This window comes from Pseudoalteromonas sp. APC 3694, from assembly GCF_030407565.1.
Classification (GTDB): Bacteria; Pseudomonadota; Gammaproteobacteria; order Enterobacterales; family Alteromonadaceae; genus Pseudoalteromonas; species Pseudoalteromonas tetraodonis.
Genome location: NZ_JASDDE010000025.1, coordinates 1 through 26,471 on the forward strand (window position 1 = coordinate 1; position 26,471 = coordinate 26,471).

24 protein-coding genes and 2 tRNA genes are annotated in these 26,471 nt (G+C 40.3%); 14 read left to right on the forward strand and 12 right to left on the reverse strand.

Features of this window, described 5'->3' with window-relative positions; all coding sequences use genetic code 11:
* Positions 1-49: 49 nt before the first annotated feature.
* Genes QMA00_RS10215 through uvrD form a run of 4 tightly spaced genes read right to left on the reverse strand, consistent with a single transcriptional unit; the run spans position 50 to position 5,888 of the window.
* On the reverse strand, positions 50-505 hold the full coding sequence (locus tag QMA00_RS10215) for a hypothetical protein (RefSeq protein ID WP_249928776.1): 456 nt from the start codon (positions 503-505) through the stop codon (positions 50-52).
* Between the two features lie 56 nt (positions 506-561).
* Entirely contained in the window at positions 562-1,686 is a 1,125-nt protein-coding gene (locus tag QMA00_RS10220; RefSeq protein ID WP_076922847.1) for an ABC transporter substrate-binding protein, read from the reverse strand.
* Positions 1,655-3,745, reverse strand: coding sequence for a GNAT family N-acetyltransferase (locus QMA00_RS10225; RefSeq protein WP_076922848.1), 2,091 nt, complete (start codon positions 3,743-3,745; stop codon positions 1,655-1,657). Before QMA00_RS10225 ends, QMA00_RS10220 begins: the two co-directional genes overlap by 32 nt.
* A complete protein-coding gene (gene uvrD, locus QMA00_RS10230; protein WP_076922849.1) occupies positions 3,723-5,888 on the reverse strand; it encodes a DNA helicase II in 2,166 nt (721 codons plus the stop codon). The genes QMA00_RS10225 and uvrD overlap by 23 nt, the downstream gene beginning before the upstream one ends.
* A 315-nt stretch (positions 5,889-6,203) precedes the next feature.
* Between uvrD and QMA00_RS10235 the strand changes: the two genes are divergently transcribed.
* The 3 genes from QMA00_RS10235 (at position 6,204) to QMA00_RS10245 (ending at position 7,590) form a co-directional block, all read left to right on the forward strand.
* Positions 6,204-6,428 (forward strand): hypothetical protein, encoded by a 225-nt coding sequence (locus QMA00_RS10235; protein ID WP_054202800.1) that lies wholly within the window; start codon positions 6,204-6,206, stop codon positions 6,426-6,428.
* A 114-nt stretch (positions 6,429-6,542) separates the two neighbouring features.
* Complete coding sequence (locus QMA00_RS10240) at positions 6,543-6,911, forward strand: YacL family protein (protein WP_008108271.1); 369 nt, start codon at positions 6,543-6,545, stop codon at positions 6,909-6,911.
* A 52-nt stretch (positions 6,912-6,963) separates the two neighbouring features.
* Positions 6,964-7,590 (forward strand): dUTP diphosphatase, encoded by a 627-nt coding sequence (locus tag QMA00_RS10245; protein WP_024601290.1) that lies wholly within the window; start codon positions 6,964-6,966, stop codon positions 7,588-7,590.
* 1 nt (position 7,591) lies between these two features.
* Here QMA00_RS10245 and yrfG read toward each other — a convergent pair whose 3' ends face one another.
* A complete protein-coding gene (gene yrfG / locus QMA00_RS10250; protein ID WP_076922850.1) occupies positions 7,592-8,239 on the reverse strand; it encodes a GMP/IMP nucleotidase in 648 nt (215 codons plus the stop codon).
* 285 nt (positions 8,240-8,524) lie between these two features.
* Here yrfG and nudE point away from each other — a divergent pair, with 285 nt between their 5' ends.
* The 6 genes from nudE to QMA00_RS10280 all read left to right on the forward strand — a co-directional run bounded on the left by nudE (position 8,525) and on the right by QMA00_RS10280 (position 13,008).
* Positions 8,525-9,097, forward strand: coding sequence for an ADP compounds hydrolase NudE (gene nudE / locus QMA00_RS10255; RefSeq protein WP_171036872.1), 573 nt, complete (start codon positions 8,525-8,527; stop codon positions 9,095-9,097).
* Positions 9,090-9,887: a 3'(2'),5'-bisphosphate nucleotidase CysQ gene (gene cysQ, locus QMA00_RS10260; protein WP_028835908.1), complete on the forward strand. Its 798-nt coding sequence runs from the start codon at positions 9,090-9,092 to the stop codon at positions 9,885-9,887. Before nudE ends, cysQ begins: the two co-directional genes overlap by 8 nt.
* Positions 9,888-10,028: 141 nt before the next feature.
* A tRNA-Met gene (locus tag QMA00_RS10265) sits at positions 10,029-10,105 on the forward strand.
* A 174-nt stretch (positions 10,106-10,279) separates the two neighbouring features.
* Positions 10,280-10,356 (forward strand) — tRNA-Met (locus tag QMA00_RS10270).
* A 491-nt stretch (positions 10,357-10,847) separates the two neighbouring features.
* Entirely contained in the window at positions 10,848-11,462 is a 615-nt protein-coding gene (locus tag QMA00_RS10275; RefSeq protein ID WP_024601286.1) for a trimeric intracellular cation channel family protein, read from the forward strand.
* Positions 11,463-11,496: 34 nt separating this feature from the next.
* Positions 11,497-13,008 (forward strand): YifB family Mg chelatase-like AAA ATPase, encoded by a 1,512-nt coding sequence (locus QMA00_RS10280; RefSeq protein ID WP_036980878.1) that lies wholly within the window; start codon positions 11,497-11,499, stop codon positions 13,006-13,008.
* On the opposite strand, the gene QMA00_RS10285 is transcribed toward QMA00_RS10280, so the two are convergent.
* Both QMA00_RS10285 and QMA00_RS10290 read right to left on the reverse strand, forming a co-directional pair.
* Positions 13,005-13,709 (reverse strand): response regulator transcription factor, encoded by a 705-nt coding sequence (locus QMA00_RS10285; protein ID WP_013463763.1) that lies wholly within the window; start codon positions 13,707-13,709, stop codon positions 13,005-13,007. The genes QMA00_RS10280 and QMA00_RS10285 overlap by 4 nt on opposite strands.
* 164 nt (positions 13,710-13,873) lie before the next feature.
* A complete protein-coding gene (locus tag QMA00_RS10290; RefSeq protein ID WP_076922852.1) occupies positions 13,874-16,366 on the reverse strand; it encodes a prolyl oligopeptidase family serine peptidase in 2,493 nt (830 codons plus the stop codon).
* A gap of 84 nt (positions 16,367-16,450) precedes the next feature.
* Between QMA00_RS10290 and QMA00_RS10295 the strand changes: the two genes are divergently transcribed.
* A complete protein-coding gene (locus tag QMA00_RS10295; RefSeq protein WP_076922853.1) occupies positions 16,451-17,518 on the forward strand; it encodes a hemolysin family protein in 1,068 nt (355 codons plus the stop codon).
* On the opposite strand, the gene QMA00_RS10300 is transcribed toward QMA00_RS10295, so the two are convergent.
* Positions 17,515-18,729: an EAL domain-containing response regulator gene (locus tag QMA00_RS10300; protein ID WP_076922854.1), complete on the reverse strand. Its 1,215-nt coding sequence runs from the start codon at positions 18,727-18,729 to the stop codon at positions 17,515-17,517. The two genes, QMA00_RS10295 and QMA00_RS10300, sit on opposite strands and share 4 nt — an antisense overlap.
* Before the next feature lie 183 nt (positions 18,730-18,912).
* Between QMA00_RS10300 and QMA00_RS10305 the strand changes: the two genes are divergently transcribed.
* Positions 18,913-19,929, forward strand: a complete 1,017-nt coding sequence (locus tag QMA00_RS10305; RefSeq protein ID WP_076922855.1) for a site-2 protease family protein — start codon at positions 18,913-18,915, stop codon at positions 19,927-19,929.
* A gap of 238 nt (positions 19,930-20,167) precedes the next feature.
* A complete protein-coding gene (locus QMA00_RS10310; RefSeq protein WP_254843686.1) occupies positions 20,168-20,842 on the forward strand; it encodes a CPBP family intramembrane glutamic endopeptidase in 675 nt (224 codons plus the stop codon).
* Positions 20,843-20,943: 101 nt separating this feature from the next.
* Here the strand turns inward: QMA00_RS10310 and QMA00_RS10315 are convergent, their stop codons facing one another.
* Together QMA00_RS10315 and QMA00_RS10320 are read right to left on the reverse strand one after the other, a co-directional pair.
* Positions 20,944-22,257 carry a TIGR00366 family protein gene (locus tag QMA00_RS10315; protein ID WP_076922856.1) on the reverse strand — a complete coding sequence of 438 codons (1,314 nt, stop codon included), beginning with the start codon at positions 22,255-22,257 and terminating at the stop codon, positions 20,944-20,946.
* Between the two features lie 170 nt (positions 22,258-22,427).
* The gene (locus tag QMA00_RS10320) at positions 22,428-23,375 is read right to left on the reverse strand and encodes a chemotaxis protein CheV (protein ID WP_013463773.1); all 948 of its coding nucleotides are present in this window, start codon (positions 23,373-23,375) and stop codon (positions 22,428-22,430) included.
* A 165-nt stretch (positions 23,376-23,540) separates the two neighbouring features.
* On the opposite strand from QMA00_RS10320, the gene QMA00_RS10325 reads away from it, so the two are divergent.
* Positions 23,541-24,608, forward strand: a complete 1,068-nt coding sequence (locus tag QMA00_RS10325) for a potassium channel family protein (RefSeq protein WP_013463774.1) — start codon at positions 23,541-23,543, stop codon at positions 24,606-24,608.
* A complete protein-coding gene (locus QMA00_RS10330) occupies positions 24,608-24,799 on the forward strand; it encodes a hypothetical protein (RefSeq protein ID WP_013463775.1) in 192 nt (63 codons plus the stop codon). The genes QMA00_RS10325 and QMA00_RS10330 overlap by 1 nt, the downstream gene beginning before the upstream one ends.
* A gap of 21 nt (positions 24,800-24,820) precedes the next feature.
* Here the strand turns inward: QMA00_RS10330 and QMA00_RS10335 are convergent, their stop codons facing one another.
* A complete protein-coding gene (locus QMA00_RS10335) occupies positions 24,821-25,852 on the reverse strand; it encodes a cytosolic protein (protein ID WP_076922857.1) in 1,032 nt (343 codons plus the stop codon).
* A gap of 123 nt (positions 25,853-25,975) precedes the next feature.
* Entirely contained in the window at positions 25,976-26,434 is a 459-nt protein-coding gene (locus QMA00_RS10340) for an EVE domain-containing protein (RefSeq protein WP_010391941.1), read from the reverse strand.
* Positions 26,435-26,471: the final 37 nt, after the last annotated feature.

Genomic DNA, 26,471 nt, shown 5'->3' on the forward strand with positions numbered 1-26,471 from the left:
CCCTTTTAGGGGGCTAATTCAAAGCCACCTTCTTTAGAAGGTGGATCTTTTACTTATGTACTTTAATAGCGTCTTCTACTTTTTGTAAAAGTGATTTAAACGGCTCATTAAAGCGTGACATTGTACTTTTTAATTCGTCGTTATCGGTTTTAAATTCCATATAAAATTGTTCAAAGTCAGCAAGCTCACATTGACTCGTATTTAACGAATTTTGCGAACTTAGTAACGCTTGTTCTAATTGATTAAACCACGTATTGAGTTGTTTTTGCCAAGATTTAAGTTGCTTTAACGCATCTCGGTTACTGTGCTCTGTAGACACGCCATTTAAAATTATTCCTAAGTCAAATACTGGGGTTGGGATCCCCATATAATCTTTAACGCCTAGGAAGCTCTTGTTATCGTTAGGCAGCACCGTGAGGTTATTATGAAATTTTTCTGTTAATAAGATATCAAGAATCTTAAGTGAAATGGTTTTATAACCCACTTTAAAATTAATTAAGTCCATGGCTTCCTCACATACTAAGTTTGTATACTAAGAATGGAACAATATTTGCAAGGTATTTATTTATTCACATAATAAGAGCGATAAACATTACGTTTATTGTTGTTTTCAGTATTTATGAATAACTTTTGGATAAGTATATCGGTTACTAATAAAGAATTAAGCTCATTCATCAGGCAGGATTGCTGAAGGGGGAATTGACAGTTTTTCGCTGCTTTGCTAAATGCCATAGCGTTAATATAACCCTCAAAATGAAGACGACTTGGTTTTTTAATGTTGCTCGCTTGCATATCGGCTAAAAACTCAGTACAAAAATTATCGTTACAATTTAGTGGGTTTGGAACAATCTCCGTTACCATAATATTTGATGGTGAGTTTATTTCATCAAATAAGTCAAAGCTGGTTACAAACGAAACGCTAGTATATTCAGGATTAAACCCTTGCTTTTGGGCACTATTAATAAACTCAGAGAGTGGTTCATAAGTGCCGACTAAACAGATTGCCGTAACTCCGCTTAATTTTAAGGTATTAAGTGCCGACTCCACATCTTGGCTATTGCGTTTGTAGCGAGCAACTATTACCGGTGTAAGATTATATTTAGCGAGTGCTTCTCTTAGTCCTGATTCTACATATAAGCCAAATTCGTCAGCCTGTATAAGTAGCCCTATTTTAGTATGCTTATGCTCTTCAACGAGGTATTTGATTTGTTCTTGTGCTTCGTCGTTATAGCTTGCTCTTAAGTTAAATGCTTTAACTGACGGTTTTTCACGTAGAAAGCTCGCCCCGCTAAAAGGCATTAAGAACGGAATTTTTGATTGCTCTAGTAAAGGTATAATTGCATGGCTGGTTGGGGTACCCATTGCACCAAACAGGGCATCAACTTTATTTGTGTAAATAAACTCACGAGTATTATTAACGGTTTGTTTGGGTTCATAGTGATCGTCAGCAACTAAAAGTAGCACCTTAGCGCCATTAATACCGCCAGCGTTATTAACTTTGTCAAAATAAACGCTGCTACCTTTATGTAACTGTTGGCCAATATTTTTAGCAGGGCCAGTCAGTGCAGTAGACATGCCCAGCTTAATTACTTTGTTGTTGGTTTGCTCGGCATGCGCGAAAGTTTGCCCAAGCACTAATGCTATAAGGACAATGTTAAGGTTTACTATTATGCGAAATGCGCTCATACCAATTATTTACAGCCTTTTTAAATAATGTATTAAATGACTTTGTGCCATTCAAACCTAACTGACTTTGGATATTTTTCGGTGTCCAATTTTGTAATACTAGCCTAATAAAAACATATTGGAAATTATCGTCATCGGTTGGCAAGCTATACGGCAATGCCCAAAAACGTCGCCAGAGTAATGGTTTTATATTAAAAAGCTGGTAGTCACTTGTTAACATAGACTTTAATCTTGATTGCTCAGTTATACTGTCGGTATGAGTATTAAAATGAGAGACAATTTTCGCGACCAGTTGATAATCAAGCTGACTATAGTGATCGAGTAGTTGCAAAGGGAAATCGGCTTCGAACTGTGCTACTAATTGCTCTACTAGATGGTCACTTTTAGTTAAGCTTTTAACAACTAATGCGCTATGCTCGCCCGTTGCCTTATCTTTTTGAAAACCGAGTTTAACTAAATCAAAGCCATTACTTTGCCAAAAACTGAGTAATTGCGCATTGCCACCAAAGCTGGCACCAAACCAATGACACTCGCTCTGCAATTGCTGTTCACAGTATTTAAGTAACTGTGTGCCTATTTTTTTGTTGTGATGCTGTGGATCAATGGCTATACGCACCACGCGGGCGCAGTGTTGTTTTAAAACATCAGCATTAAAACTCAATTGTGCTAGCGTTTGTGCCATTAAGTGACCTTGAGGCCTACGCTTTCCTAGTGCTATTTCATTGCTCATGGAAGCATTAAATCCACCTTCAATCGCAATTAAACAGACACCGAGAATATTATCACCTTGTTGGCAAACAAATACATGTTGTTTAGTGGCGTCTAGTAAGTGGCGTAAATCATTCACACTGGTTTGATAATGTGCCAGCGTTAGCAACCCAATCACTTGATAAAGTAGTAACTCGTTACTAGCAAGTTGATGTGCCTGTAATTGCTTAAATTGCAAAGGGGTAGAGTGTAAGGTGAGGCTGTGATGTTCAGCATCTAAGGCTAATAACGTGCGAATATGCAGCTCTAATGGATCCTGCTTTGCAAAGCGAATAGGCTGCTCAAGAGTCATACTGCGCATATTTTTAAAATGCGTTTTAATGTAGCGAGTAAACTTTAAAATATAGCCGCGACCATTGCCTTCATAGCCAACCATGGTGCTTGAAAATACCACGCGAGGATAAAGGTGGAGTAGTTTTATTAGCATTGGAACAGGGATTGCTGCCGCTTCATCAATTAATAGCAAGTCACACTCAGGCTGTTCGTTAAGTAGTTGATCAGGTGCAATATATTGCATGTTTGCAATGCATTTATTGCCTGCTTGATACTCTAAATTAAGTGCGTTTGCTAAATGTTTAAAGCTGCTGTGCAATGCGCGAAATTGCATAGAGCTGATGAGGATTTTTTTATCGCTGAGTTTACTTGCTGCAATACCTAATGCGGCTGATTTTCCTCTTCCCCGATCTGCATTAATTAATAATGGTCGATTTGCTCGTCCGTTTGCCGTTTTTATTATTAATTCAATACACTGTTGTTGCTCGGTAAAGTCAATTTCACCAGTTGATAGATTCGTATCGGTAATACACCGCCAACCATTTTGTTGGCTCAAATGCAGTAAAGTAGTTTTGCTTAGTAAGTGAGCTAAGCGTTGGTTAAAAAAGCTGTAAGGGTGCATTTGCCCAAAAGATTGAAATAAGGGAAGGGCGTCATCACACCAGTGTTCAAGTTCTTTAAGTTCGGGTAGCAATATAATAAAAAAACCACCTGCTTGCACAACGCCACTAAGCGCAGCTAGTTTATCTGGCACCAGTCCACTGTAGCCGTCATAAACAGCATGGGCGCACTCTTGCCCTAAAATTTGGTGGGTATGCTCTGGCCAATGTGCATTAATTAAATGAGTGCTTTTTGACAGTACAAAAGAAGGGTGCTGCAAATGAGCAAGCAGCTGAGTACATTGCTCATAACACCAATTTTTATCGCCTGTAAGCAGCAGTAACTGGCGATGTTTCGCATACGCAAGTTGTTGCTGTACACGCTCTACAACGTGGTTAAACGGCTTGTAATCTTGCATAAGCTGTTACTAACCACTTACTGCCTAAGTCGTCAAAGTTAACTTGTACGCGAGATTGTGCGCCACTGCCTTCGTAGTTGAGTACGGTGCCAATGCCAAACTTTGCATGCAGCACGCGTTGACCTAAGTTAAATCCGCTTTCTTCAAATGCAGCATGGCTAACCGATGCGCTAAAGCGACCGGCTGCAGGCGGGCGAGATACTTGTGTTTTAATGCGAATTTCTTCTACGCAGTCTTCGGGTATTTCACGTAAAAAGCGCGATGGGCTGTGATATTTCTCTTGGCCATATAAACGGCGGCTTTCGGCATGGCTTATATAGAGCTTATCCATAGCGCGGGTCATACCCACGTAACAAAGGCGGCGCTCTTCTTCTAAACGGCCGGTTTCTTCATTACTTTGCTGAGATGGAAACATACCTTCTTCAACACCGACCATAAACACTAAAGGAAACTCCAAACCTTTAGCTGAGTGAAGCGTCATCATTTGTACGGCGTCTTCATGCTCATCGGCTTGGCCTTCGCCAGACTCAAGTGAGGTGTAAGCTAAAAAGCCTTGTAGTGGCGAGCTAAACTCTTCCTCTTCAGGGAGTTCATACTGATCGCAGGCACTAATTAATTCTTCTAAGTTTTCTACTCGAGCGCGGCCTTTTTCGCCTTTTTCAGCTTGATACATGGCCATAAGGCCAGAGGTTTGGATAGTGTATTTGGCTTGCTCTTGCAGCGTTAAGTCACTAATTTTATCTTCAATATGTTCAATTAACTCAACAAACTTGGCAACAGCTCCAGAAGCGCGACCCGATAAATGCTGTTGTTCTACAATGGCTTTAGCAGCATACCAAAGCGGCAAAGATTCAGCGCGAGCGCAGTCACGAATATGGCTTAATGTTTTGTCACCAATGCCTCGGGCTGGGGTATTAATTACACGCTCAAATGCGGCATCATCTTGGCGGTTACCCACTAAGCGTAAGTATGAGAGGGCATCTTTAATTTCTTGACGTTCGAAGAATCGCATACCACCATAAATTCGGTATTTTAAACCTTCTTGTAGCATCGCTTCTTCAAGTACCCGCGATTGCGCATTACTACGATACAAAATAGCCGCATCCTGTAGCGCATTTCCGGCATTTAACCAGCTGCGTAATTTGCTACTCACAAAGCGCGCTTCATCTAGCTCGTTAAAGGCAGCATAAATAGAAATTGGTTCGCCGTCGTTACCGTCAGTCCACAAGCTTTTACCCATACGCTCGGAGTTATTCTGTATAAGCGCATTAGACGCTTTAAGAATAGTGGCAGTCGAGCGATAGTTTTGCTCAAGGCGAATTGTTTCAGCATCAAAGTCTGTTAAAAAGCGTTTAATGTTTTCTATTTTAGCGCCACGCCAACCGTAAATACTTTGGTCATCATCGCCTACAATCATAATACTACTAGTGTCGCCAGCAAGTAGTTTTAACCATGCATACTGAATAGTATTGGTATCTTGAAACTCGTCTACTAGCATGTGCGCAAAGCGCTGCTGATAATGACGCAGCAAGGTTGGGTTATTTTTAAGTACCTCATAGCTACGTAGTAATATTTCAGCAAAATCAACTAGGCCCGCTCTATCACAAGCTTCTTGATAGGCTGCGTAAACGCGCAGCATCATTTGCTCGTTAATATCGTATGCCTGAATATCTTTAGGGCGTAAAGCTTCATCTTTTTTAGCGCTTATGTACCAACCAAACTGTTTGGCTGGCCATTTTTTATCATCAATATTCATAGATTTTAACAAACGCTTGATCATACGAAGCTGATCGTCAGAGTCTAAAATTTGAAAGGCTTCAGGTAAATTTGCTTCACGGTGATGTGCCCGTAAAATTCGGTGCGATAAACCATGGAAAGTACCAATCCACATGCCACCAACAGGGGCTTTTAGAGTTTCTTCAACTCTTGAGCGCATCTCTTTAGCGGCTTTATTGGTAAAGGTTACCGCAAAAATACTGTAGGCAGAGGCTTGCTCTACTTGCATTAACCAGGCAATACGATGAACCAATACTCGAGTTTTACCTGAACCTGCTCCTGCTAATACCAGCATGTTTTGTAATGGCGCTGCAACGGCATCGCGTTGTTTATCATTTAAGCCATCGAGTAATTCTGAAACGTCCATCGTTACGCCTTTTTAATCAATAATGAGAGCAGTATAACAGGTGTTTTTGTTAGGCTAAATAAAATACTGTTTTTATAAACAGCTATTTATAAAATAGGTATTTAAGTTGTTGAATAGTGAACAGTATAAACTGAGCAAGTAACTAAAATAGCTATTTAAAATAGCTAATTTGACTTATTTTTGGCAAAAAATACTAAAGCGATAAATTCGTAATAATTTAACTGTATGATTTGTAAGCCTTAATAAATTGGCATAAAGTGTGTAAGTATAAATAATAAGTACAAATACAAAATTAATTAAACTACAGAGGTTAGTATGTCTCAACAAGGTTCTGGCGGAAATGTAATAGCCGCTCTATGTAATATTTTTTTCCCGGGTTTAGGGCAGTTGGTACAGGGTCGTATTTTATCGGCGCTGGTGTTTGCCATTTTGGTTTTTGGCGGTTACGCGTTATGGTTCTTAGTTGTTCCAGCTATTGTTGGAGCCGTATTCCATTTATGGGCAATTATTGATGCTGCCCGCTATCGCTCAGGCGGTTAGCTATATTGATGATATTGAAATAGCGCCTTGCGGCGCTATTTTTGTATCTGGCTTGCGTTATTCATAACTGACTAGGTTATAATCTGTTGTAATTAGCAGTACTGGAATAAAGTTATGGAATACCAATTTATTCGCGACCCTATTAGTGGGTTAAGAATTAAAATAAGCAGCGAGCATGCGATTATAGGCCGTTGGTTAAATGAAGAAATAGGCAAAGACAAAGTGGCTATGGTGCTGGCGCTTATTAGCTCGGTGAGTTCAAGCTTTGAACCGTTAACACTTAAAGGCCAAGAAATTGACCTGATCCTTTCTAAAGATGAAGCGTTATTTGAAGCGCATGCGCTGCATCAAGATAACGAAGATATATTAGCCTACCAAGATGACGAATTAATGCTTGAAGAGAATGATTTAAGCAGTGGTTGTGGTTTTGAAGACTTTGTTGACCTGATCAACTCATGGCATGAGTTTTCGGCTGGTCGTTAAGTTATATTATCTGTATTATTACCCTAATTATAAATCCAACAGTGGAACCAATATGTCTGCGAATTTAAACAAGCTAGTTGTTATGCTAGAAATGCAAAATGCCATGAATACTAAAGTACATGAGCAATGGTTTAGCCAAGGCTTCGAATGGTACAGAGCTATTTGGGTTGAATGTGCAGAAATGTTAGACCATTACGGTTGGAAATGGTGGAAAAAACAAACACCAGATACTGAACAGGTGATTTTAGAGCTGGTTGATATTTTTCACTTTGGCTTATCGTTGCGTATTGACGGTGAGACCAGCTATGAGCAAATCGCTACGCAGCTACAAACTCAAATGAGCGCCCCACAGCAAGGCGATGATTTTAAACAAACGCTTGAATTATTAGCGGCCAGTGCGGTTGCCAATAAAACTTTTAACGCGGCTGCTTTTGCCGGTTGTATGGCACAAATCGGTATGGATATTGATGATTTATATCGTGGCTATGTGGGTAAAAATACGCTGAACTTTTTCCGTCAGGATCATGGTTACAAAGAGGGTAGCTACATTAAAGTGTGGCATGGCAAAGAAGATAACGAACACTTAGTTGAAGTAGTTAAAAGCCTTGATACTGAGCATGTAGATTTTGCAAAACAGGTATATCAAGGCTTAGTAGCGCGTTACCCTCAGGGCGAATAAGCTAAATAAGCTTACGGTAATCGGTGACGCTTAAGTAATCGGTTATTTCGTTATGTGGTTGCTGGCTATTAGGGTTAGCAATCGCAAGTAAATGCTCAATGCCGTATTCTCGTGCGGCATTTAATACCGGTAAGCTGTCATCTACAAATAATGTGCGGCGTTTATCAAACCCTAAATCCCCTTGAACCTTGTGCCATAAACTTTGTTGCTCTTTACTTACCCCATATTCATGCGTTGACACCACCCCGTCTAAGTAGTTATCAATGGCGGTATGTTCAAATTTAAGCATTACGCATTCTGGATGAGCATTGGTAAGTAAAATGAGTTCTTTACCTGCACGTCGAAGTTCAGTTAAAAAATGTGGAACATCTTCACGTATTTTAATTAAATGTGCAGATTGACGCTTTAATTCGAGAATAGGTAAGTTTAGCTGTGCTTCCCAATAGTCAGAGCAGTACCACTGAATTTTGCCACTCACAGCCTGATAGCGTTTTAAGATATCTGCGCGGGCTTCCTCAAAACTGATATTTTGAGCCAGAGCATGTTGTTGTGGAACAACATTGAGCCAAAAGTCAGTGTCGTAATGTAAATCAAGTAAAGTCCCGTCCATGTCGAGTAATACAGTATCGATTTTTGACCAATTGAGCATGATACATCCTTGTGGAGATTGAGGCGTTAAATGATTACGTTGCGATGAAATGCTTGCAAGCGAAATATAATGGGCTCTGTTAATTGAACTTTAAAAACATATACCCAATGATGAAATATTAAGGGCGAATTCAATAACGCCAGATAAATATTTAACCTTAACTACGGGTAAGATATTTATGATTAATTCTGCATTTAAATTGCTTTTAATTCAAACTGAAACTCGCATCTTATACTCATTTGGGTATATGATTAGTATAACTGCAATGATAGCAAATTGATGCCCATGACACAGAAAAAGCACCCAACACCACCACAAATTCTCAGTAATAATGTTGTCGCTAAAAGTCGCTTATTTACTGTGGAGTCTTTAGAACTAAAATTTTCAAATGACGAAGAGCGTCAGTATGAACGAATTCGCGGCGGTGGCCGTGGAGCCGTTATGATTGTACCCATCACAGCTGAAAACGAACTACTACTCGTTCGAGAGTATTGCGCCGGCACCAATAACTATCAGTTAGGTTTCCCTAAAGGATTAATTGACCCCGGTGAAACACCTGAGCAAGCGGCAAACCGAGAGCTCAAAGAAGAAATTGGCTTTGGTGCAGAATACTTTGAAGCACTTAAAACGGTCACTATGGCGCCTAGTTATTTCAATGCCACTATGCATATTCTCTTTGCTAAAGATTTATACCCTGAAACCCTATTAGGTGATGAGCCAGAGCCATTAGTGCTTGTTAAATGGCCACTTGCACAGTGGCAGTCGCTATTAGAACAACCTGACTTTACTGAAGCACGTAGTGTTGCCGCTCTGCTATTATTAGATAAGTATTTAGCCTCAGGAGCGACTAATGGATAAATTACTTGAACCATGCATAACACTTGCCCAAAGTGCAGGTGATGCAATTATGGCTATTTATAAAAAAGATGATATTGGTCAACAAGAAAAATCAGACAATACGCCAGTTACTAAAGCAGATTTAGCCGCAAACGATGTACTTGTTGCTGGCTTAAAAGCGCTAGCTCCCGATATTCCTATTATGTCCGAAGAAACGCCGATCCCAGCATTGGAAGACAGACAGCACTGGCAACGCTATTGGCTGCTTGATCCGATGGATGGCACCGGTGAATTTATATTAGAAAGCGGCGACTTTGCCGTTAATATTGCGCTGATAGAAAATAATCATCCTGTATTGGGAGTGATTCATTGGCCAGCAAAGGGCGTGACCTATTTTGCTACCGCTAATAATGGGGCGTTTAAGCGTAAAGGCGAGCATGATAAACAAATATTTGTAGCGCCTCCCGAAAGTTTAACTTTGGCTGTAAGTCGCCGCCAAAAAATAGAAGCCGTGAGTCAGTATTTAAATGCGCAATTTGCAACGGTGGCTTTAGGCTCATGTTCGCTTAAAGCCTGTATTGTTGCTGAAGGGAAAGCTGACTGCTTTTTAAGAATTGGTCCCACTGGTGAATGGGACACTGGCGCATCACAAGTAATAGTTGAAGAGGCGGGGGGGTGTATTACCGATGCTGAGTTTAACCCTCTGACCTATAACCAAAGAGAAAGCACAGAAAACCCAGACTTTATTGTTATGGGGCATCCCGATTGGGAGTGGCAAAAAATGATAAACCCACATCAGCGATTAGTGTAATAATAGCCGTTTGATGGGTTTTTGTTCACTTAAACGTTTTTAATTAGTAAAACCTTGCATTATAGGTTTATTCCTATATTATAGCGCTCTCTTCGAAACAGGCTTGTGAATAACACGATACTGTTACAAAGAAATTACAGGCGCGGGATGGAGCAGCCTGGTAGCTCGTCGGGCTCATAACCCGAAGGTCGTCGGTTCAAATCCGGCTCCCGCAACCAATTTCCTTTAGAGGTTTGAGGTTACTGTAGAGTGTTAGTTAAGGAAAAGCTTGTCGGTCTCAGCTCTTCATTAGCCAGCAAAGGTAGTCGCTTTAAATCCGGCTCCCGCAACCAATTTTTCATTGGAAGCCAAGTTGTAATGTAAGCAACTATAAATAAATCTGCAATTTCAGGCGCGGGATGGAGCAGTCTGGTAGCTCGTCGGGCTCATAACCCGAAGGTCGTTGGTTCAAATCCGGCTCCCGCAACCACTGAAATAACATGTTTTATTAAATCGACACGCCTAAAGCGTGTTTTTTTATGCCTAAAATTCAGTGCGTCTAAAAGCGCGTCGGACTCAGCTCTCCATTAGCCAGCAAAGGTCGTCAGTTCGCTCCTTACAAACTCTGGCTCCCGCAACTACTGAAATAACATGTTTTATTAAATCGACACGCTAAAGCGTGTTTTTTTATGCCTGAAATTCGTGCGTCTAAAAGCGCGTCGGACTCAGCTCTCCATTAGCCAGCAAAGGTCGTTGGTTCGCTCCTTACAAACTCTGGCTCCCGCAACCACTGAAATAACATGTTTTATTAAATCGACACGCCTAAAGCGTGTTTTTTTATGCCTAAAATTCATATTCCCTCACGCTATTTTTAACACGTATTTCTGCTGTTCTTTTCTAATTCTACTTTTTGAAAGTGTTATTGCTGAATATTTAGTATGCTATGCGTTAAACTCTTTAAAACTTTTTGTAATCAAAATTATGACTGAACTCTATCACTGGTTTGATTTAATTGGCGTAGCGGTATTTGCTATATCGGGCACCTTGGTTGCCTATGAAAAGAAAATGGATGGCTTTGGTGTGGTTGTGCTTGCAACCGTTACGGCTATTGGTGGCGGTACTGTTCGCGATGTGATACTCGATCAACCCGTATTTTGGTTACACGATCAAAGCTACTTCTATGCTATTTTAGCCGCAGTGCTTGTTACAACACGACTGATCAATAAACAAAAATCGATTCCTTATTATGTTTTACAAACAGCCGATGCATTTGGTTTAGCCTTTTTTGCGGTAATGGGAGCACAAAAAGCGCAATTGGCCGGTATGCCTGATATGACGGTTATTATTATGGCGGTGATCACCCCCTGTTTTGGTGGATTGATTCGCGATGTGCTTGCCCGCGATATTCCTATGCTGCTCAAAGGTGAGCTCTATGCTATTACCTGTATTGCTGGTGGTATTGTGTATACGTTAGCTATAAACCTATCTTTAACGGTGGAAGTGGCGATGATCTTGAGTATGTTAATGACCTTATTGCTGCGCTTTTCGGCCATTAAATGGAAGATTATATTACATGTTTTTAAATATCCTGACTAAACTGGTTTAATACAGCAGTTAACTAGGATAAGGAATGTCGTTAGCCCGTATATTTTCTCGCGCACAAGTAGGAATTAATGCCCCCGAGGTTATGGTTGAAGTGCATTTAGGGAATGGTTTACCTGCATTTCATATTGTCGGCTTACCCGAAGCATCGGTTAAAGAGGCCAAGGATAGAGTACGCAGCGCCCTTGAAAACTCTCAATTTGGATTTCCCGATCAACGTATCACCGTTAATTTAGCACCTGCCGATTTACCAAAAGACGGCGGGCGGTTTGACCTTGCGATTGCGGTAGGCATTTTGGTCGCATCGGGGCAAATAGTCTGCCCTGATATTCATAAGTATGAGTTTTATGGTGAGCTTGCACTTAATGGTGAAATACGTGCAGTGAATGCTATTTTACCCTCAGTGCTCGGAGCTAAAGAGCAAAACCGTTGCTGTTTTCTTCCTCTTGAAAACGATAGTTTGGCCAGCCTTGTCAGCGGTGTAAAACGAAAAGCGGTAAGCTCTATACAAGAGGTGTGGGGAGACTTACTCAACCAACAACCTTTACCATTGAATATTACCTACCCTGACTGTACCCAAGCGCCAGACTTTTTACTCGATTTAAGTGATGTAAAAGGCCAACCCGGTGCTAAACGAGTACTAGAAATTGCTGCCGCAGGTGGACATAACCTACTATTTTTAGGGCCACCAGGAACCGGCAAATCAATGCTTGCGCAACGGATGTCTACAATAATGCCAACTATGTCAGATGATGAAGCCATTGATACCGCTGCTTTGTATTCCATTATTGGCCACTCAATCGATTTAACCAACTGGCGTCAGCGACCATTTCGAAATCCGCATCACACCTGCTCTGCCGTTGCGCTGGTAGGCGGTTCGTCTAACCCTAAACCCGGTGAAATATCGTTAGCGCACAATGGTGTATTATTTTTAGATGAGCTTCCTGAATTTGAGCGCAAAGTACTGGACTCGTTACGAGAACCAATGGAAACCGGAACCGTGACTATTTCGCGTGCGGCAAGGCAAATGGAATTTCCGGCACAGTTTCAGCTTATTGCAGCACTTAATCCCAGCCCGACAGGGTGTCATCATGATAAGCGAGCGACCCCTGATCAAGTTATGCGTTATTTATCGCGGGTATCGGGGCCGTTTATCGATAGAATTGATTTGCAAATTGAACTACCAAGGTTAAGCAGCGTGGAGCTACAAAGTACGACCGCAGAAGAAACCAGTGCAGAAGTGAGAGCGCGAGTAGAAGCGGCTTATGCAATACAACTAAAGCGCCAAGGTAAAGTGAATGCGCGGCTAAATAACAAAGAAATGAGCTTATACTGTGAGTTACCTGCTGCGGAGCTACAGTTTTTAGCTAGAGCCAGTGAAAAGCTGGCGTTATCACCGCGCTCTTATCATAGAGTGATAAAAGTAGCGCGTACCATTAGTGATTTAAAAGGCGCGCCACAAATTAGTTTAAATGAGCTTAAAGAAGCGCTTAATTATCGGGCATTTGAGCGTTTATTATCGCAGCTAACCCAATATTAAATAGACAGCATATAGCCTTTACCACGCACGGTGACGATACGTTTTTGATCTTTCTCATCGTTAAGCTTTTTACGTAAACGACCCACTAACACGTCTACGGTACGATCGTTGGGGCTCCAATCAGGCTGGCCAATTTCTTCTGATATTTTTTCACGTGAAGTGGCTTTACCGGCATTGCCGATTAAACAAATAAGCACTTTATGCTCTGCTTCGGTGAGCCGTGATTCAATCCCACTGGCTGTAATGAGTGTGCGGTTATCTGGATGGAGTTTAAAATCAGCGTATTCGATAAACTCTTCACTGTCATCGTCGTGTTGATTGTTTGCAATACGTTTGTATAAAGCGCGCATTCTCAACTCAAGCTCGAGTAAATCGACAGGCTTGCAAATATAGTCATCGGCACCTTGAGCAAGACCAGCAATACGATCAGCTTGCGAGTCACGGCTCGATAACAAAATAACACCAATATCGGTGAGCGTATTTAACTCTTTGGCAAGTTGTAAACCATTGCGCTTTGGCAGCACAATATCAATAATTGCCAAGGAAATAGCACTGCGCTGATTTACACGGCTTTTGACCATGCTTAAAGCATCGGCACCCGTTGCGTCAACGTCAATAGAGAACTCGGTATTTATAAAATGATTTTGGATGCGCTTTACTAGCAGCTCGTCATCTTCAACCAATAAAACATTAATTGCCATAGTCTGTTATTTTTTTAATAGTAGCCTTGCATGTTAGCATTATTCGTTACATGCATAACACAGAGTTTAATTTTTTCGGTAACTTTATATTACAAAAAAGAATAATGAAATTACCTTTGTATTGCGCACTTTATATAAATTATTTTAAGTGCGCATTTAAATGACTATTGGCCGTACATTGAATCCCACCATTGTGGTTCATTTTTTAACTCTTTATCAAAGTAAGCCAACATAGTGTTCCACCAATTAAAGCGCTTATCGCGAGCAAATATTTGATGATTGGCTCCTTTGTACTCAATTATTTCAACATCTTTATTTAGCAGTTTTAGCGCGGTGTACATAGTTAAGCTTTCACCTACTGGCACATTCGTATCGCTGTCACCATGAATAAGCAGTAATGGCGTGGTCACTTTATCGGCATGAAACACTGGGCTATGTTGGCTATAAAGTTCAGAGTTATTCCACGGGAAACTATTTTTAGAGGCTTCGCCTGAGTATAAATATCCCCACCATCCTTCACCCCAGTAAGAAGTTAAGTTTGAAATTCCCGCATGAGCAATAGACGCGCTGAACATATCGGTTTTAGTAGCAAGCAGCATCGTTATAAACCCACCGTAAGATGCTCCTAAATTACCTACTTTACTTCTGTCTACAAAATCATATTTAGCTAAAAATGCCTCTGTGCCTTGCATAATGTCATCGGCGGTATAGTCGCCCCACGCATTGACATGTTGTGCTGAAAAAGTTTGCCCAAAACCCGTTGCGCCGGTTGGTTGTACAACATAAACCACATACCCGTTTGCTGCCCATAAATTAAAAGGGTAACGCCCTGTAAACCCGCGTGTTACTGGTGAGGTGCCACCATAGTAATAGACCAGAGCTGGGTGCTTTTTAGTTTTATCAATATTACTTGGCAAGTAAACACGACCAGATATTTCTACGCCACGCTTATTGGTAAAGTTAAATTCTTCAAGCTTAGGAATCGTGGTATTGGCATATGCAATCGGGTTTGAATCCCAGATTAACTCCACCTTATTTTTGCTTACGTCAAAGCGCTTGAGTTGTTGGGCGCTTGAAGCATTACTGCCAGAGAGTAGTAGCTGGGTATTGCGAGTATTTGAAAAACTAAACTGTTCTACAATATCAAACCCTGTATCTAACTTTTTAAAGCGTTGTTTACTAAGATCATATAAATACAGTGGTTGGGTGTCTTTTTCTGTCACTTTGATTAACGCATCGCCATTGCTTAGTACTTCCAATGTGCCAATCGCAGGGTCAAATTGTTTACTTAACGCCGTTACTTTTTTAGCGTTATCGGTTAGTAAATACAGCTGGCCATCATAATTATTCGCCAGCATGGTTTGCGGTAGTACTCTGCCTGCGCCATTTTTAAAATCAGGGCCTGCAACAACATAAATATTGTTTGCGGTATATTTCGCTTGATTAAAGGTTTTAAACTTACCTAATGATTTTATGCTGTTAGATTTTAATGCAAGTTCAACCAACTCAGTCTCTGGATGAGTTGAGGCTTGCATCGCCATTACTGGACGACTTATTAATAGTTTTCCACGGTTGCTGTTAGCATCTTCAAGTTGATGGCTTAATACGCCTTCGGTCAGCGCTTTGGTTAAACCACTGTGGGTATCGAGTAAATATAATTGACTAACCGTACGGGCGTAAGACCAACGGTCTTGCAAGCCTTTATGATGTTTAGTGAGGCTATTGGTTTCTTCAGGTGATTTGGACCAGCTAAAAAGAATACTATTATCGTTGTAATAGCTAAAGTTGCTTGCCCCCTCAAGGCCTGAGGCTAAGGTTTTTATAGCGAAAGTTTTACGGTTTAACTGCTTTAATTCGCCGTTGAGTAAATAGACTAAAAATTGATTATCAGGACTCCAGGTGAATTGGCTAGGCTGCGCTTCTTCAAATCGGTATACCGTTTGGTTATTAGTATTTTTAAGCTCGGTTGTGGTAATGGCGTCGTTGCCTGTTTTATCGCTGTAACGCTTTGTTGTACTTAAGTAATGCTTAGCATCAGGTGACAAAAACAAGCCGCTAATAGTTGGGGTGTCAAACAATTGCTTAGCCGATAAGCGCTTGGTCTTATTTGTCGTTAGGGTCACGGCGTCAGTTTCTGCTTTTGGCACAAACTCTAAGGTGACATCATTCCAATTAGCAACCTGTTGAGCAATGACAATAACGGTGTGTGAGCCGTTATTTAAAGCAAGTTGATAGCGTTGGTTTTCACCACTTTGTTTCTCACCGTTAATAAAAACCTGGCCTTGCTCTATTCCTTTAATGTTTAAGGAGCCTTGAGTAAATCGGTTAGTTTCAATATTAAATTTAAGTGCTTGTAAACCGCCTAAAGTAAGCGCGTTAATTTTATCAAGTGGTTGCCACTTATGCTTTTTACCAAACACAACAAAGCTTTCTTTATTTGATTCAAGTTGTGCAAGCAGATTATTGATAATCACGTCGCCATGCGGTGTTTGAAATGGCTTTGCTTGCATGTCTTCTGCAAGAGGCCCGATAAACTGAATTTTTGATTGATCGAGTGGGGCAGCTAATGCCGTTAAACTTAAACTACTTAATGTGAGTAGGGCTGCCAAGTGAGTAAAACGTTTTGCGTAACGATGCCAAGGTGCGCTTAAATTCATTACTATGCCTATTATTATTGGAGATTTGGCCAAATATAGCATGTATTGTTATGATGCTCATATATCCAATTTAGAGGAAAAAAAGTGACACTATTAATCGTTTACATAGTTACAGCGATTGTGATTTCGTTTCTATGTTCTGTCATGGAAGCGGTGCTATTGAGCATTTCACCTAGTTATGTTGCGCTGCTTCGTAAAGAGCGGCCAGTACTGGCTAAGCAACTAGAGAAGCTAAAAAGTAATATCGATCAGCCATTAGCGGCTATTTTAACACTTAATACTGTTGCACATACTGCCGGTGCTGCGGGTGTGGGCGCACAGGCTGCCGTGGTGTTTTCAGATGCGGCTGTGGGGATTGCGTCTGCGATTATGACTTTATTGGTACTGGTGTTATCTGAAATTATTCCTAAAACGCTGGGGGCTAATTATTGGCGTGCTTTAACGCCTAGTGTGACTTATGGTTTACGTATTTTGGTACTAGTCCTGAAGCCTTTTGTTTGGGCTGCACAAAAGCTTACTAATTTGATGGGTCAAAAGCATAATGAGGCCTATTATATTCGCCAAGAAATAGAAGCAATGGCCGACATTGGTAGTGAGTCTGGGGCGCTTCATGCCGATGAATCAGAAATCATTCGTAACTTGCTGCACTTTAGGCATGCAAAACTAACCGATTTAATGACACCGCGTACGGTTATTTTTAAAATTCATAAAGACCTTACTGTTAATCAGTACTTAAGTGAACATGGCTCTTCGTCATTCTCTCGAGTGCTAATTTATGACAAAGACGCTGACGATATCATAGGGTTTGTTCATAAAAACGATATTATGTTGGCATACCACCGCTTAGGTACAGACTACAAAATTAGTAAGCTGGTTAAGCCTATTTATACGGTACCGAGTACGCAAAACGTGTCGTCGTTATTACAAACATTACTCACCCAACGTACCCACATTTGCTTAGTGATTGACGAATACGGTGATGTACAAGGAATTGTAACGCTCGAGGATATGATAGAAGCGTTAATGGGCTTAGAAATTGTGGATGAGCGAGATCAATCAACCAATATGCGCGCCGTAGCAAAGCAGCGTTGGCACCAGCGTTTAGCTGATAGTGAGCATATCGTCAGCGCCGACGATAATGAATCTCGTTAGCTGTTTTTTGTTTTAGCAGCTGTTTTTATCCAGTGTTGGGCCCATGAGATAAATTCAGCTTTTGCTTTTGGGCAACTAAATAAAAAGCCCTGTATAGCTAAATTTGTTTGATAATGCTTGAGGTAGGCCAGCTCTTCGGGGCGCTCAACCCCTTCGGCCACTAATTCAAGCTGCTCTTGGGTTGTCATATTAATTAGTGAACTGACTACCACTTGAGAAAACTTATCGGTTTCTATGTGGCTAATAAAAGAGCGATCTATTTTTGCTTCTGTAAATGGCAGCTGTTTCAGTTGGTTAATATTAGTAAAACCAGTGCCAAAGTCATCGAGTGAAATACCAAAGCCGAATATTCTTAATCTATTTAAGGTTTCGAGTTGAGTGTAGCTTGAAAGGGCATGCTGCTCGGTTATTTCAAGCACCACATCACTAGGTAAAACATCATGTTTTTGTAGAAGCTGTAATAACTTATTGGGGCTGTTTAAATCATCTAACTGACACGGCGATAAGTTAAATGACAATTTCAAATTTGTACCCAGCTGCTCTTTTAGTTGCTTGATGTCACCACAGGCTTTTTCAAATAGCGTAAACGTAATGTCATTGATTAAATCGCATTGCTCAGCCAGGCTGATAAAACGGCTTGGTAAAATAACTCGTTCGTCTTTACTTGATACAATGCGAGCCAGCACTTCAACACTTTGTATTTGGTTATTGTTTATATTTATTTTAGGTTGGTAATACGGTGTTATTTCATTATTTTTTAATGCGCTAATAAGCTTAGCTTTAGTAATTGGGCGCTCTTTTACAAGCGTGTGGCTGTTTAACTGCGCTATTTTGGCAAGTAACGTATTTACCTGATTTAATTGCACAGGCTTGGTAAGGTTACCAACTAAATGCACATTGTGCTGCTTGGCTAGGTCAGCTGCTAGGCTGATTATTTTAGGGTTCATTTCAGAAATAATAATAATCGCACCGCAATAGCCTATTTCACCTAAATTACGAATTAACTCCATACCATCCATTTCTGGCATATTCAGATCAGTAAATATGGCGTCATAAAAGTTTATATCAGGCTTTACTTTCTCTAATGCTGTAACTGCGCTTAAGCAAGTAGTGACTTCTGGCATTTCGAGCTCATTAAAAATAGCTTTCATGACAATCAAAATGGCTTTTGAGTCATCGACAACGAGTATGTTTGGTAATTTTGTGTGCATTGTTGTCCTTAACTTAACGGTCGTAATTTATATCCTTCTGTTTTAAAAATAGTCGCTTGAATTGTTTTTGTCAGTATTTCAGGCATTTTTACCTTAAATTATCGCTAATAAAATGATGCTAGCTCACTCGTGTTTTTTTGGTGGAAAGGTATACTAGCGGCATAATTTATAATGGTTAGAATAATGATAAAAGTCGAACTCTCTCTGGCAGAGCAACCGTTTACGCTGATGATAGCAGAGCAGCAAGTTGTAAAAATATTTCATGATCAGCAAGCGATTGCATTTGAAAATCCACGTGAAAATTATGTCGAGTTTATGCTTGATGAGCAGTTAATTGGTATTGATAGCAGCGAAGTAAGCCAGCAAAGCTTGGCGCTATATGTAAATAATCAGTTTGCAACTCAGTTAGCTTTACCTGCAGCAGCACAAGGCGAACCTAAAAAAGGGTTTTTAGGGCTCGCGGCGCTTGGCTTTAAATTATTTAAAAGTGCTAAAGTTGTTAAAGTGGCGCTTGCCAGTGCATCGGTAGCGGGTTATGCGTGGCTGTTTACCATTGAATTTGCGTTAATGCTGATTGCTTGCCTGGTCGTACACGAATATGGCCACTTACGAGCTATGAAGTATTTTGGCATTAAAACCAAAGGCATTTATTTAATTCCTTTTGTAGGCGGGTTAGCCGTTAGCGACGATAAAATAACTACGCGCTGGCAAGATGTGGTTATATCACTAATGGGGCCTGCCTTTGGTTTGTTTACTTCTGTATTTGGTGTAGTGCTTTATTACGCTACGGAAATGGAAATATTTGCAGGTGTTGCGGTGCTTAGTGCACTGCTTAATTTATTCAATTTACTGCCTATTTTACCGCTTGATGGCGGGCATGTACTAAAAAGCATTAGCTTTTCAATGCGCTCTTGGGTTGGTTTAAGTGTGTGCTTACTAGGTGTGCTATTTGGTTTATGGCTAAGTTACACCTTTGGTTTAATGTTATTAGTGTTCTTTTTGTTTGTTGGGGCGCTAGAAATTGTGTTTGAATGGCGCGGCCGCCATTACTCACATTTACTGCCATTAGATAAATATGGACAAGGCTTTTCAGCAGTAATGTATGCGCTGGTAGTTGTAGGCCATGTAGCAGTGATGATGCATTTTGCAGATTCTGAAAATCCGATATTAAGCTTACCGATGAAAATCTTATCGAGCTAAAAAACAGTATGGTAGATCGAATTTTGCTCACCATGCTGTTTTTTGCATGGTATTTTTTAAGGTTTGTGTGGCGATGGCAAGATGTTAGTTTTGGTTTGTTTCTTAATGGGGGAATTGGTATGGTACTATCCCTCAGAATGAAAAATAACAAGAAGCCGTGAGCTGATAAAATTATGGATGATGCGATAAAACAACAAGTAAATCAAAGTACAGTGGAATCTTTATTGTACACGCTTTATTGGTTGGCCTTTTTTTCACTGGCGCTCCCAATGGCTTCATACTTGATTATTTTTTATCGGGTGGTGGGGCATTATTATTAAATGACATTACTTATTTAGAGCAACTAGATTCGAATCCCGGCTTAGTTTTTATATCTACCTTCCTCACTGCTGTACTTACGCTGCCATTTTTAAAGTCTACTCTTGATGCGCAAAATAAAAGCGAAGTTATTGGGCGTTTAGCAATAAAGAAGGTGGCTCTTTTTCATTTAATCATTACAGTGCTATTAACAGCGGCTTACGTTTTACTGGAACAATGGCTTTTTGGCTTTATGGAAGTCGCCTTGCCAGATTTTATGTTAGAAGTTGAAGCACAAACAAACTCGCTTTTAGCTAAAATTATGCTGTTTTTAGCCGTAGTATTTATTGGGCCTATATTTGAGGAAGTAGTTTTTCGAGGAGTAGCATTCTACAGGCTGAAAAAAACAGCTTTGGGAGCTATTGGCGCAATTATTATCCCAAGTATCGTGTTTACATTGTTACATGGGCAGTATGATCAAGTTGAAATTTTTATTTCTCTGTTTGTGTTTTCTTGCTTGATGGGATTAATTCGTCATCTATCGGGTAACTTGTGGTATTGCATTATCGCTCACATGATCTGTAATTTATTAGCACTAGGTGAGACTATTTGGTGAGATTAAATGACTTATCAGTTAACTTTACTTTCTTACTTAGTTCTTTTGGTTTGCAGCTAGCAAGCGCGATATAAAATCGCGCCTATTTATTACCAAAATACTCATGGATAAAAACTTAGCATCAAGGATATAAACACCCCAGTAATAATCAGCTGTACCACGCAAAAGCCCATAATGTCTTTAGCTTTTAATCCTGCAATGGCTAATACCGGTAATGCCCAAAAGGGTTGAATTAGATTAGTCCAAGCATCTCCCCATGCTACAGCCATAGCAACCCTTGCCATATCTGCACCAAGCTCTTGTGCTGCAGGGATAACAATAGGCGCTTGTACTGCCCATTGTCCGCCACCTGAGGGTACAAACATATTAACGAGTCCTGCACTTATAAAACTGTAAAATGGCAAGCTATCGGCATCTGCTATGGCAATAAAGCCCTGTGATATTTGTTGTGCTAGCCCTGTATCGACCATTACCGCCATGATACCGGCATAAAAAGGGAACTGAATTACAATTCCCGCGCCACTTGGAATCGCTTGTTGTAGGCTATTTAGTAAATTGTGGGGGGTCTGATGTAGTGTGATAGCTAAAAATAAGAAAAGCGCTATCACGCTGTTGAGATTTAAGCCGCCACCTGCGATAAAAAAGTAATAACCTAAGTAGGCAAGTCCGAGTAAGCCAATGCCCATGCCAAGCAGTTTGCTTTGCTCTAAATGTTGCGCAGGGCGTGTTATTGTTACTTTATCGGCTAAAGTATTCTTAAGCAGTGATGGGTCAATATAAACACTGTCTTTTTCACTCGGTAGCATGTAGCGGTTTACCAGCGGCATAATAATAAATAAGCCAATCAGAATCGCAATGTTAAAGCCTGCGAATAAGGTTTGCTCGGTGCCAATAATACCCATTGTCGCCTGTGAAAAATGCCCTTCGCTGGCAATGGTTAGTGGTACGGAACCTGCTAATCCGCCGTGCCATACTACAAAACCTGAGTAAGCACTTGCTACTAATAGCCGATAATCTACTCGAGTTTGTTTGGCAATTGCTTTAGCAAATAAAGCCCCAATTACTAAGCCAAATCCCCAATTAAGCCAGCTTGCTAACAGCGAAATAAATGTCACTAAAATAATGGCTTTTGGAGCCGTATTAGCAAGCGTTGCTAATTTTGTTAATAACTTACTTATTAACGAGGTACTGGCGAGCATGTAGCCTGTTACTAGCACCAACAGCATTTGCATGGCAAAGCTTAGTAAGTTCCAAAACCCGCTACCCCATGATGTGATTACCTCAAGTGTAGTTGCAGGAGTCGCTAAATTCGCAATACCCAAGGTAATAATAGTGAGCATAATGACAAATATAAATGGGTCGGGTAAGTAGCGCTCGACGAGCTTGGTAAATGGACTGGCAACTTTATTAAGCATAATTAATAACGAGTTAGTGAAAACTTATTTGTTAATTAATCATGAAATCTTAGGATTAGCAAACACCGCTTTGAATAAACGCTCAGCAAGGCAGACTTTTTAAAGGTTGTTGATGAGGGAATGTCGCTAGCAAATACTTACCTTGGTCGGTATTTGCTAGTTATGCTCAATTAAGAATCACCAAGCACTTGCTTTAAGCGATTTTGTACTTCTTGAACGAGTAAGTCGGGCTGAAATTTTGATAAAAATGCATTACAGCCTACTTTTTCCACCATGGCTTGGTTAAAGCTACCACTCAGGGACGTGTTAAGCACCACATGTAAGTTTTTTAAGCGGTTGTCGTTACGTATTTCATAGGTTAAGCGATAGCCATCCATTGAAGGCATTTCGGCATCGGTAATCACCATTAGCAGCTCTTTTTCAACATCGCGTCCTTCATCAGCCCAGCTTTTGAGCATTTGTAGGGCTTCTAGGCCGTTACTGGCAGGAATAATTTCGATGCCAAGCTGCGATAACGTATCGCTAACTTGTTTACGTGCTGTTGGCGAATCATCGGCGTGCAATATTTTGCGTCCTGCAAATTCGTTTACTATGGTTTCATCCAACACCCCATCAGTAATATTGACCTCGTACTCAACTATTTCAGCGAGTACTTTTTCTACATCAATAATTTCAACTAATTGCTCTTGGCCATCACGCTGCACTTTAGTTAGTGCCGTAATATAATGATTTTTACCCACAGAGCTGGGTGGCGGCATAATGTCAGACCAGGTCATATTCATGATTTGATCAACTTTACCAATTAAAAAACCTTGGGTGGTACGGTTATATTCAGTTATGACCAGGTTACAATCTTCACCATATTCTTTTTTAGCCATAGAAATGGCTTGGCGAAGGTCAATCACTGGGATAGATTCACCGCGTATGTTGGCTACACCGGTTACCTTAGGGTGAGAATGCGGTATTTTGCTTAAACGGGGAAGCTTTACCACTTCTTTAATTTTAAATACATTGAGTGCGAATAAATGGCGACTATGTAAATAAAAAAGTAGCAATTCTAAACGATTCTCACCTACAAGCTGAGTACGTTGATCAACTGACGCTAAAACACCTGACATAATAGATCCATTCTTTCCTCATAACTTAATAACTATAGTTTACTCTTATTTTTATTCATAACGAACCGTGAATATTTCGATTACAGTAAAACGTTGCTTAAGTGTTATCATGTGCAGTATCGTGTTACTAAATGATTTAAATAATCAATCGATTAACAAAAAATTATGCATCATATTTTTAAACGTATTGTTGTGCTGTTGCGCAGCCATATTGATCAGGTAAGTTGGCAGTCTGTTGTAATAGCAACATCCTTACATATGCTGCTTACTTGGTGCTTATTGTTAGTGGCAAATGAGCAGGCACTGCTTTCACCGGGTACTTTTTTTTACTACTACACGGTAACCACTTCAACGGTAGGGTATGGGGATTTAAGTCCATCAACTGACTTAGGTCGATGGATTGTCGCATTAATACAAATACCTTTTGGTTTGGCTTTATTTGGTGTCTTGTTGGGTAAAACAGGACAAACAGTAACTTACTTAATTAGGCGCGCTATGACTGGTGATAAAAACTTTGCTCACAGTAGCAATCATATTATTATTTTTGGTTGGCATAATGCTCGTACCAAAAAAATGATCGACTACATTTTGGCTGATACTAAGCGGACAGATCGCCGTATTTTATTAGCGGTTACTGAACAAATAGAGCATCCGTTTTTAAGTAATGAGAATGTTGATTTTGCTCGCCTAACCAGTTTCACCGATTTGGATGAATTAGAACGCGTTGCCATTCGCCACGCCGATAAAGTGATTATTGATGGCCAAGATGACGACCAAACATTTACCACTGCATTGCGTATTAGCCGTTTAGTCAAAGAAGATTGTCACATAAGTGCACACTTTTTTGATGAAACGAAAGTGGAAATGTTATTAGAGCATTGCCACAATGTAGAGTGTAGTAGCACTAAGTCAGCAGAGATTTTGGTGCGCTCAATGCAAGACCCAGGTTCAAGTCGAGTTCAAGAGGAATTATTATCAACTTTGCATGGTGATACGCAGTTTAGTTTACAAATCCCTAGTAATGTAAAAACTATGGAGTTTGGTAAATTATTTCATCACTTTAAGTACGATCATGATGCAATATTGTTAGGTGTGGCTCATAATTTAAGTGCAAAAAATATGGATTTAAATCCGCCTTTAGATTATGCAGTAAACGCCGGAGATATTTTGCATTACATTGCGCAAGAGCGAGTATTGAGTAATGAAGTTGACTGGCCTAGCTTGGAAAAATAATGACTGAAATTGCGTTTTTAATTATCGTTTTATGTGCTTACATTTTCCCTATTATGATAATTCTTAACAGTAAGCGTAGCCAAGGCCATGAAAAAAATGGCTGGCTAGTAGGCGCTATCTTCTTTTCGTGGATAGCGCTGATTCTTTACTTTTCGATTGTGCCCAAGCAAGGGCACGCCAAGAAAAAGTAAAGAATGAGTACCTTTTGTTACTTATTCTAATTGTCTCAGCTTATGCTCAACCAGCGGGTCGTCTGGCGCTAGCTGTTGAGCCACTTCTAATAGTTTAATGGCATCATTTGGATTTTCATCTTGATGCTTAATGGCTACGTCTATTAAAGGTTGAATATCAATTTTTTCTTGGTGCTCTTGCACGTGCGCTGCTTTTTCGTCGATTAAAATAGTGTGAGCGGTACTTAATAACGCTTGACGATGCGGCGAATTAGCATTGGATTTATTAAGTTTTTTATAATAATCCTCTTTTAAACGCAGTGTTTTTGTTTGTAGCCTAAATTGTGCAATGTCGATTTGTTGATTAGCAATAAAATCAACAGCCACTTGTTTATAAAACCCAAACTTATTTAAATAGGTGGCATGGGTGCCGTGCCCCATCCCAAACACGCGTAAGTGAGTGAGCTGCTTATAGCGTTTAGCATGTTGGCGGTCAATGCGATTGGTTGGGTCGTAAATAATGTAGCCCTGTGCATCCCCTAAATCTAAATCATGGTAGTCACCTTGCCAGTCATATTGCTGGGCAATGTCGGTACTTGAGCGGTCATCCCAAGGGGCGATAAGTTTGTTTTTAGTGCTAACAGGATGGAAAAGCAGTACTTTATCGAGTTTGAGTAACTTAGCAAATGCACCCACAGCAAAGCCGCCACGACTGAGCCCATAGCCTAACTTAGTTTTAAAAGGAGAGAGTAAAGTTGATAGCTGCTCAATAAAAAAGATTAAATTGCGGTTACGAAACCAATTGCTTTTACCCAAATGCTGAAACGCAATAATATTAACATCTTGCTTTTGCGCTAAATGATAGCCCCAAGGGGCAAAGTCTTCATTTAGATCGCGTTCTTGTATATCGGTGCCCGCAGGAGAAAAAGTAAAAAGTAGGGGTTTGTTGAGATCAACAAAGTGATATTTTACATACACATCACCGAGTAAATCTCCACCAGAGGTTGGTAGTTTTGCTTGCCTCTCATCATCGCTGAGAGTTAACCATTCATCTAACCAATACAGTAATTTCATTTTTCCTCCAGTAAACGCAAGCCGCAGATCATAACAAATTTGGCTCCATAAGAAAATCGAGCGGTGACATGCTGCGCTGGTGGAGTACTATTTTAATGAAGAAAATGTAGTTATTTTAGTGGCTTATTTCGCCATATTTAAAATTTCATGCCAATCATTTTCGGTCACTGGCATGACCGATAAACGCCCGCCTTTTTTAAGTGCTATATCAGTTATAGCAGTATTTGCTTTGATCGCTTGCAGGCTGACTAAACTACTCAAATGCGCCTGATAGGTTATTTCTACCACAAACCAGCGAGGGTTTTCAGTGGTTGCCTTAGCATCGTAATAGTCGCTACTTAAATCAAATTGCGTTGGATCAGGGTAAGCAGCCTTAGTAACCACACCAAGTCCTGCAACGCCAACCTGTTTGCAGCTAGAATGATAAATCATCACTAAGTCGCCCTGCTTTACATCATCGCGAATAAAGTTACGCGCTTGGTAGTTGCGTACACCTTCCCATAGCGTTGTTTGCTCTGGCGCTTGCTTTAAGTCATCAATTGAAAAGGCGTCGGGTTCGGTTTTAAAAAGCCAAAATGCCATATTAGATTTCCTCAATCAGTGAGTTAGTATTTTTTAA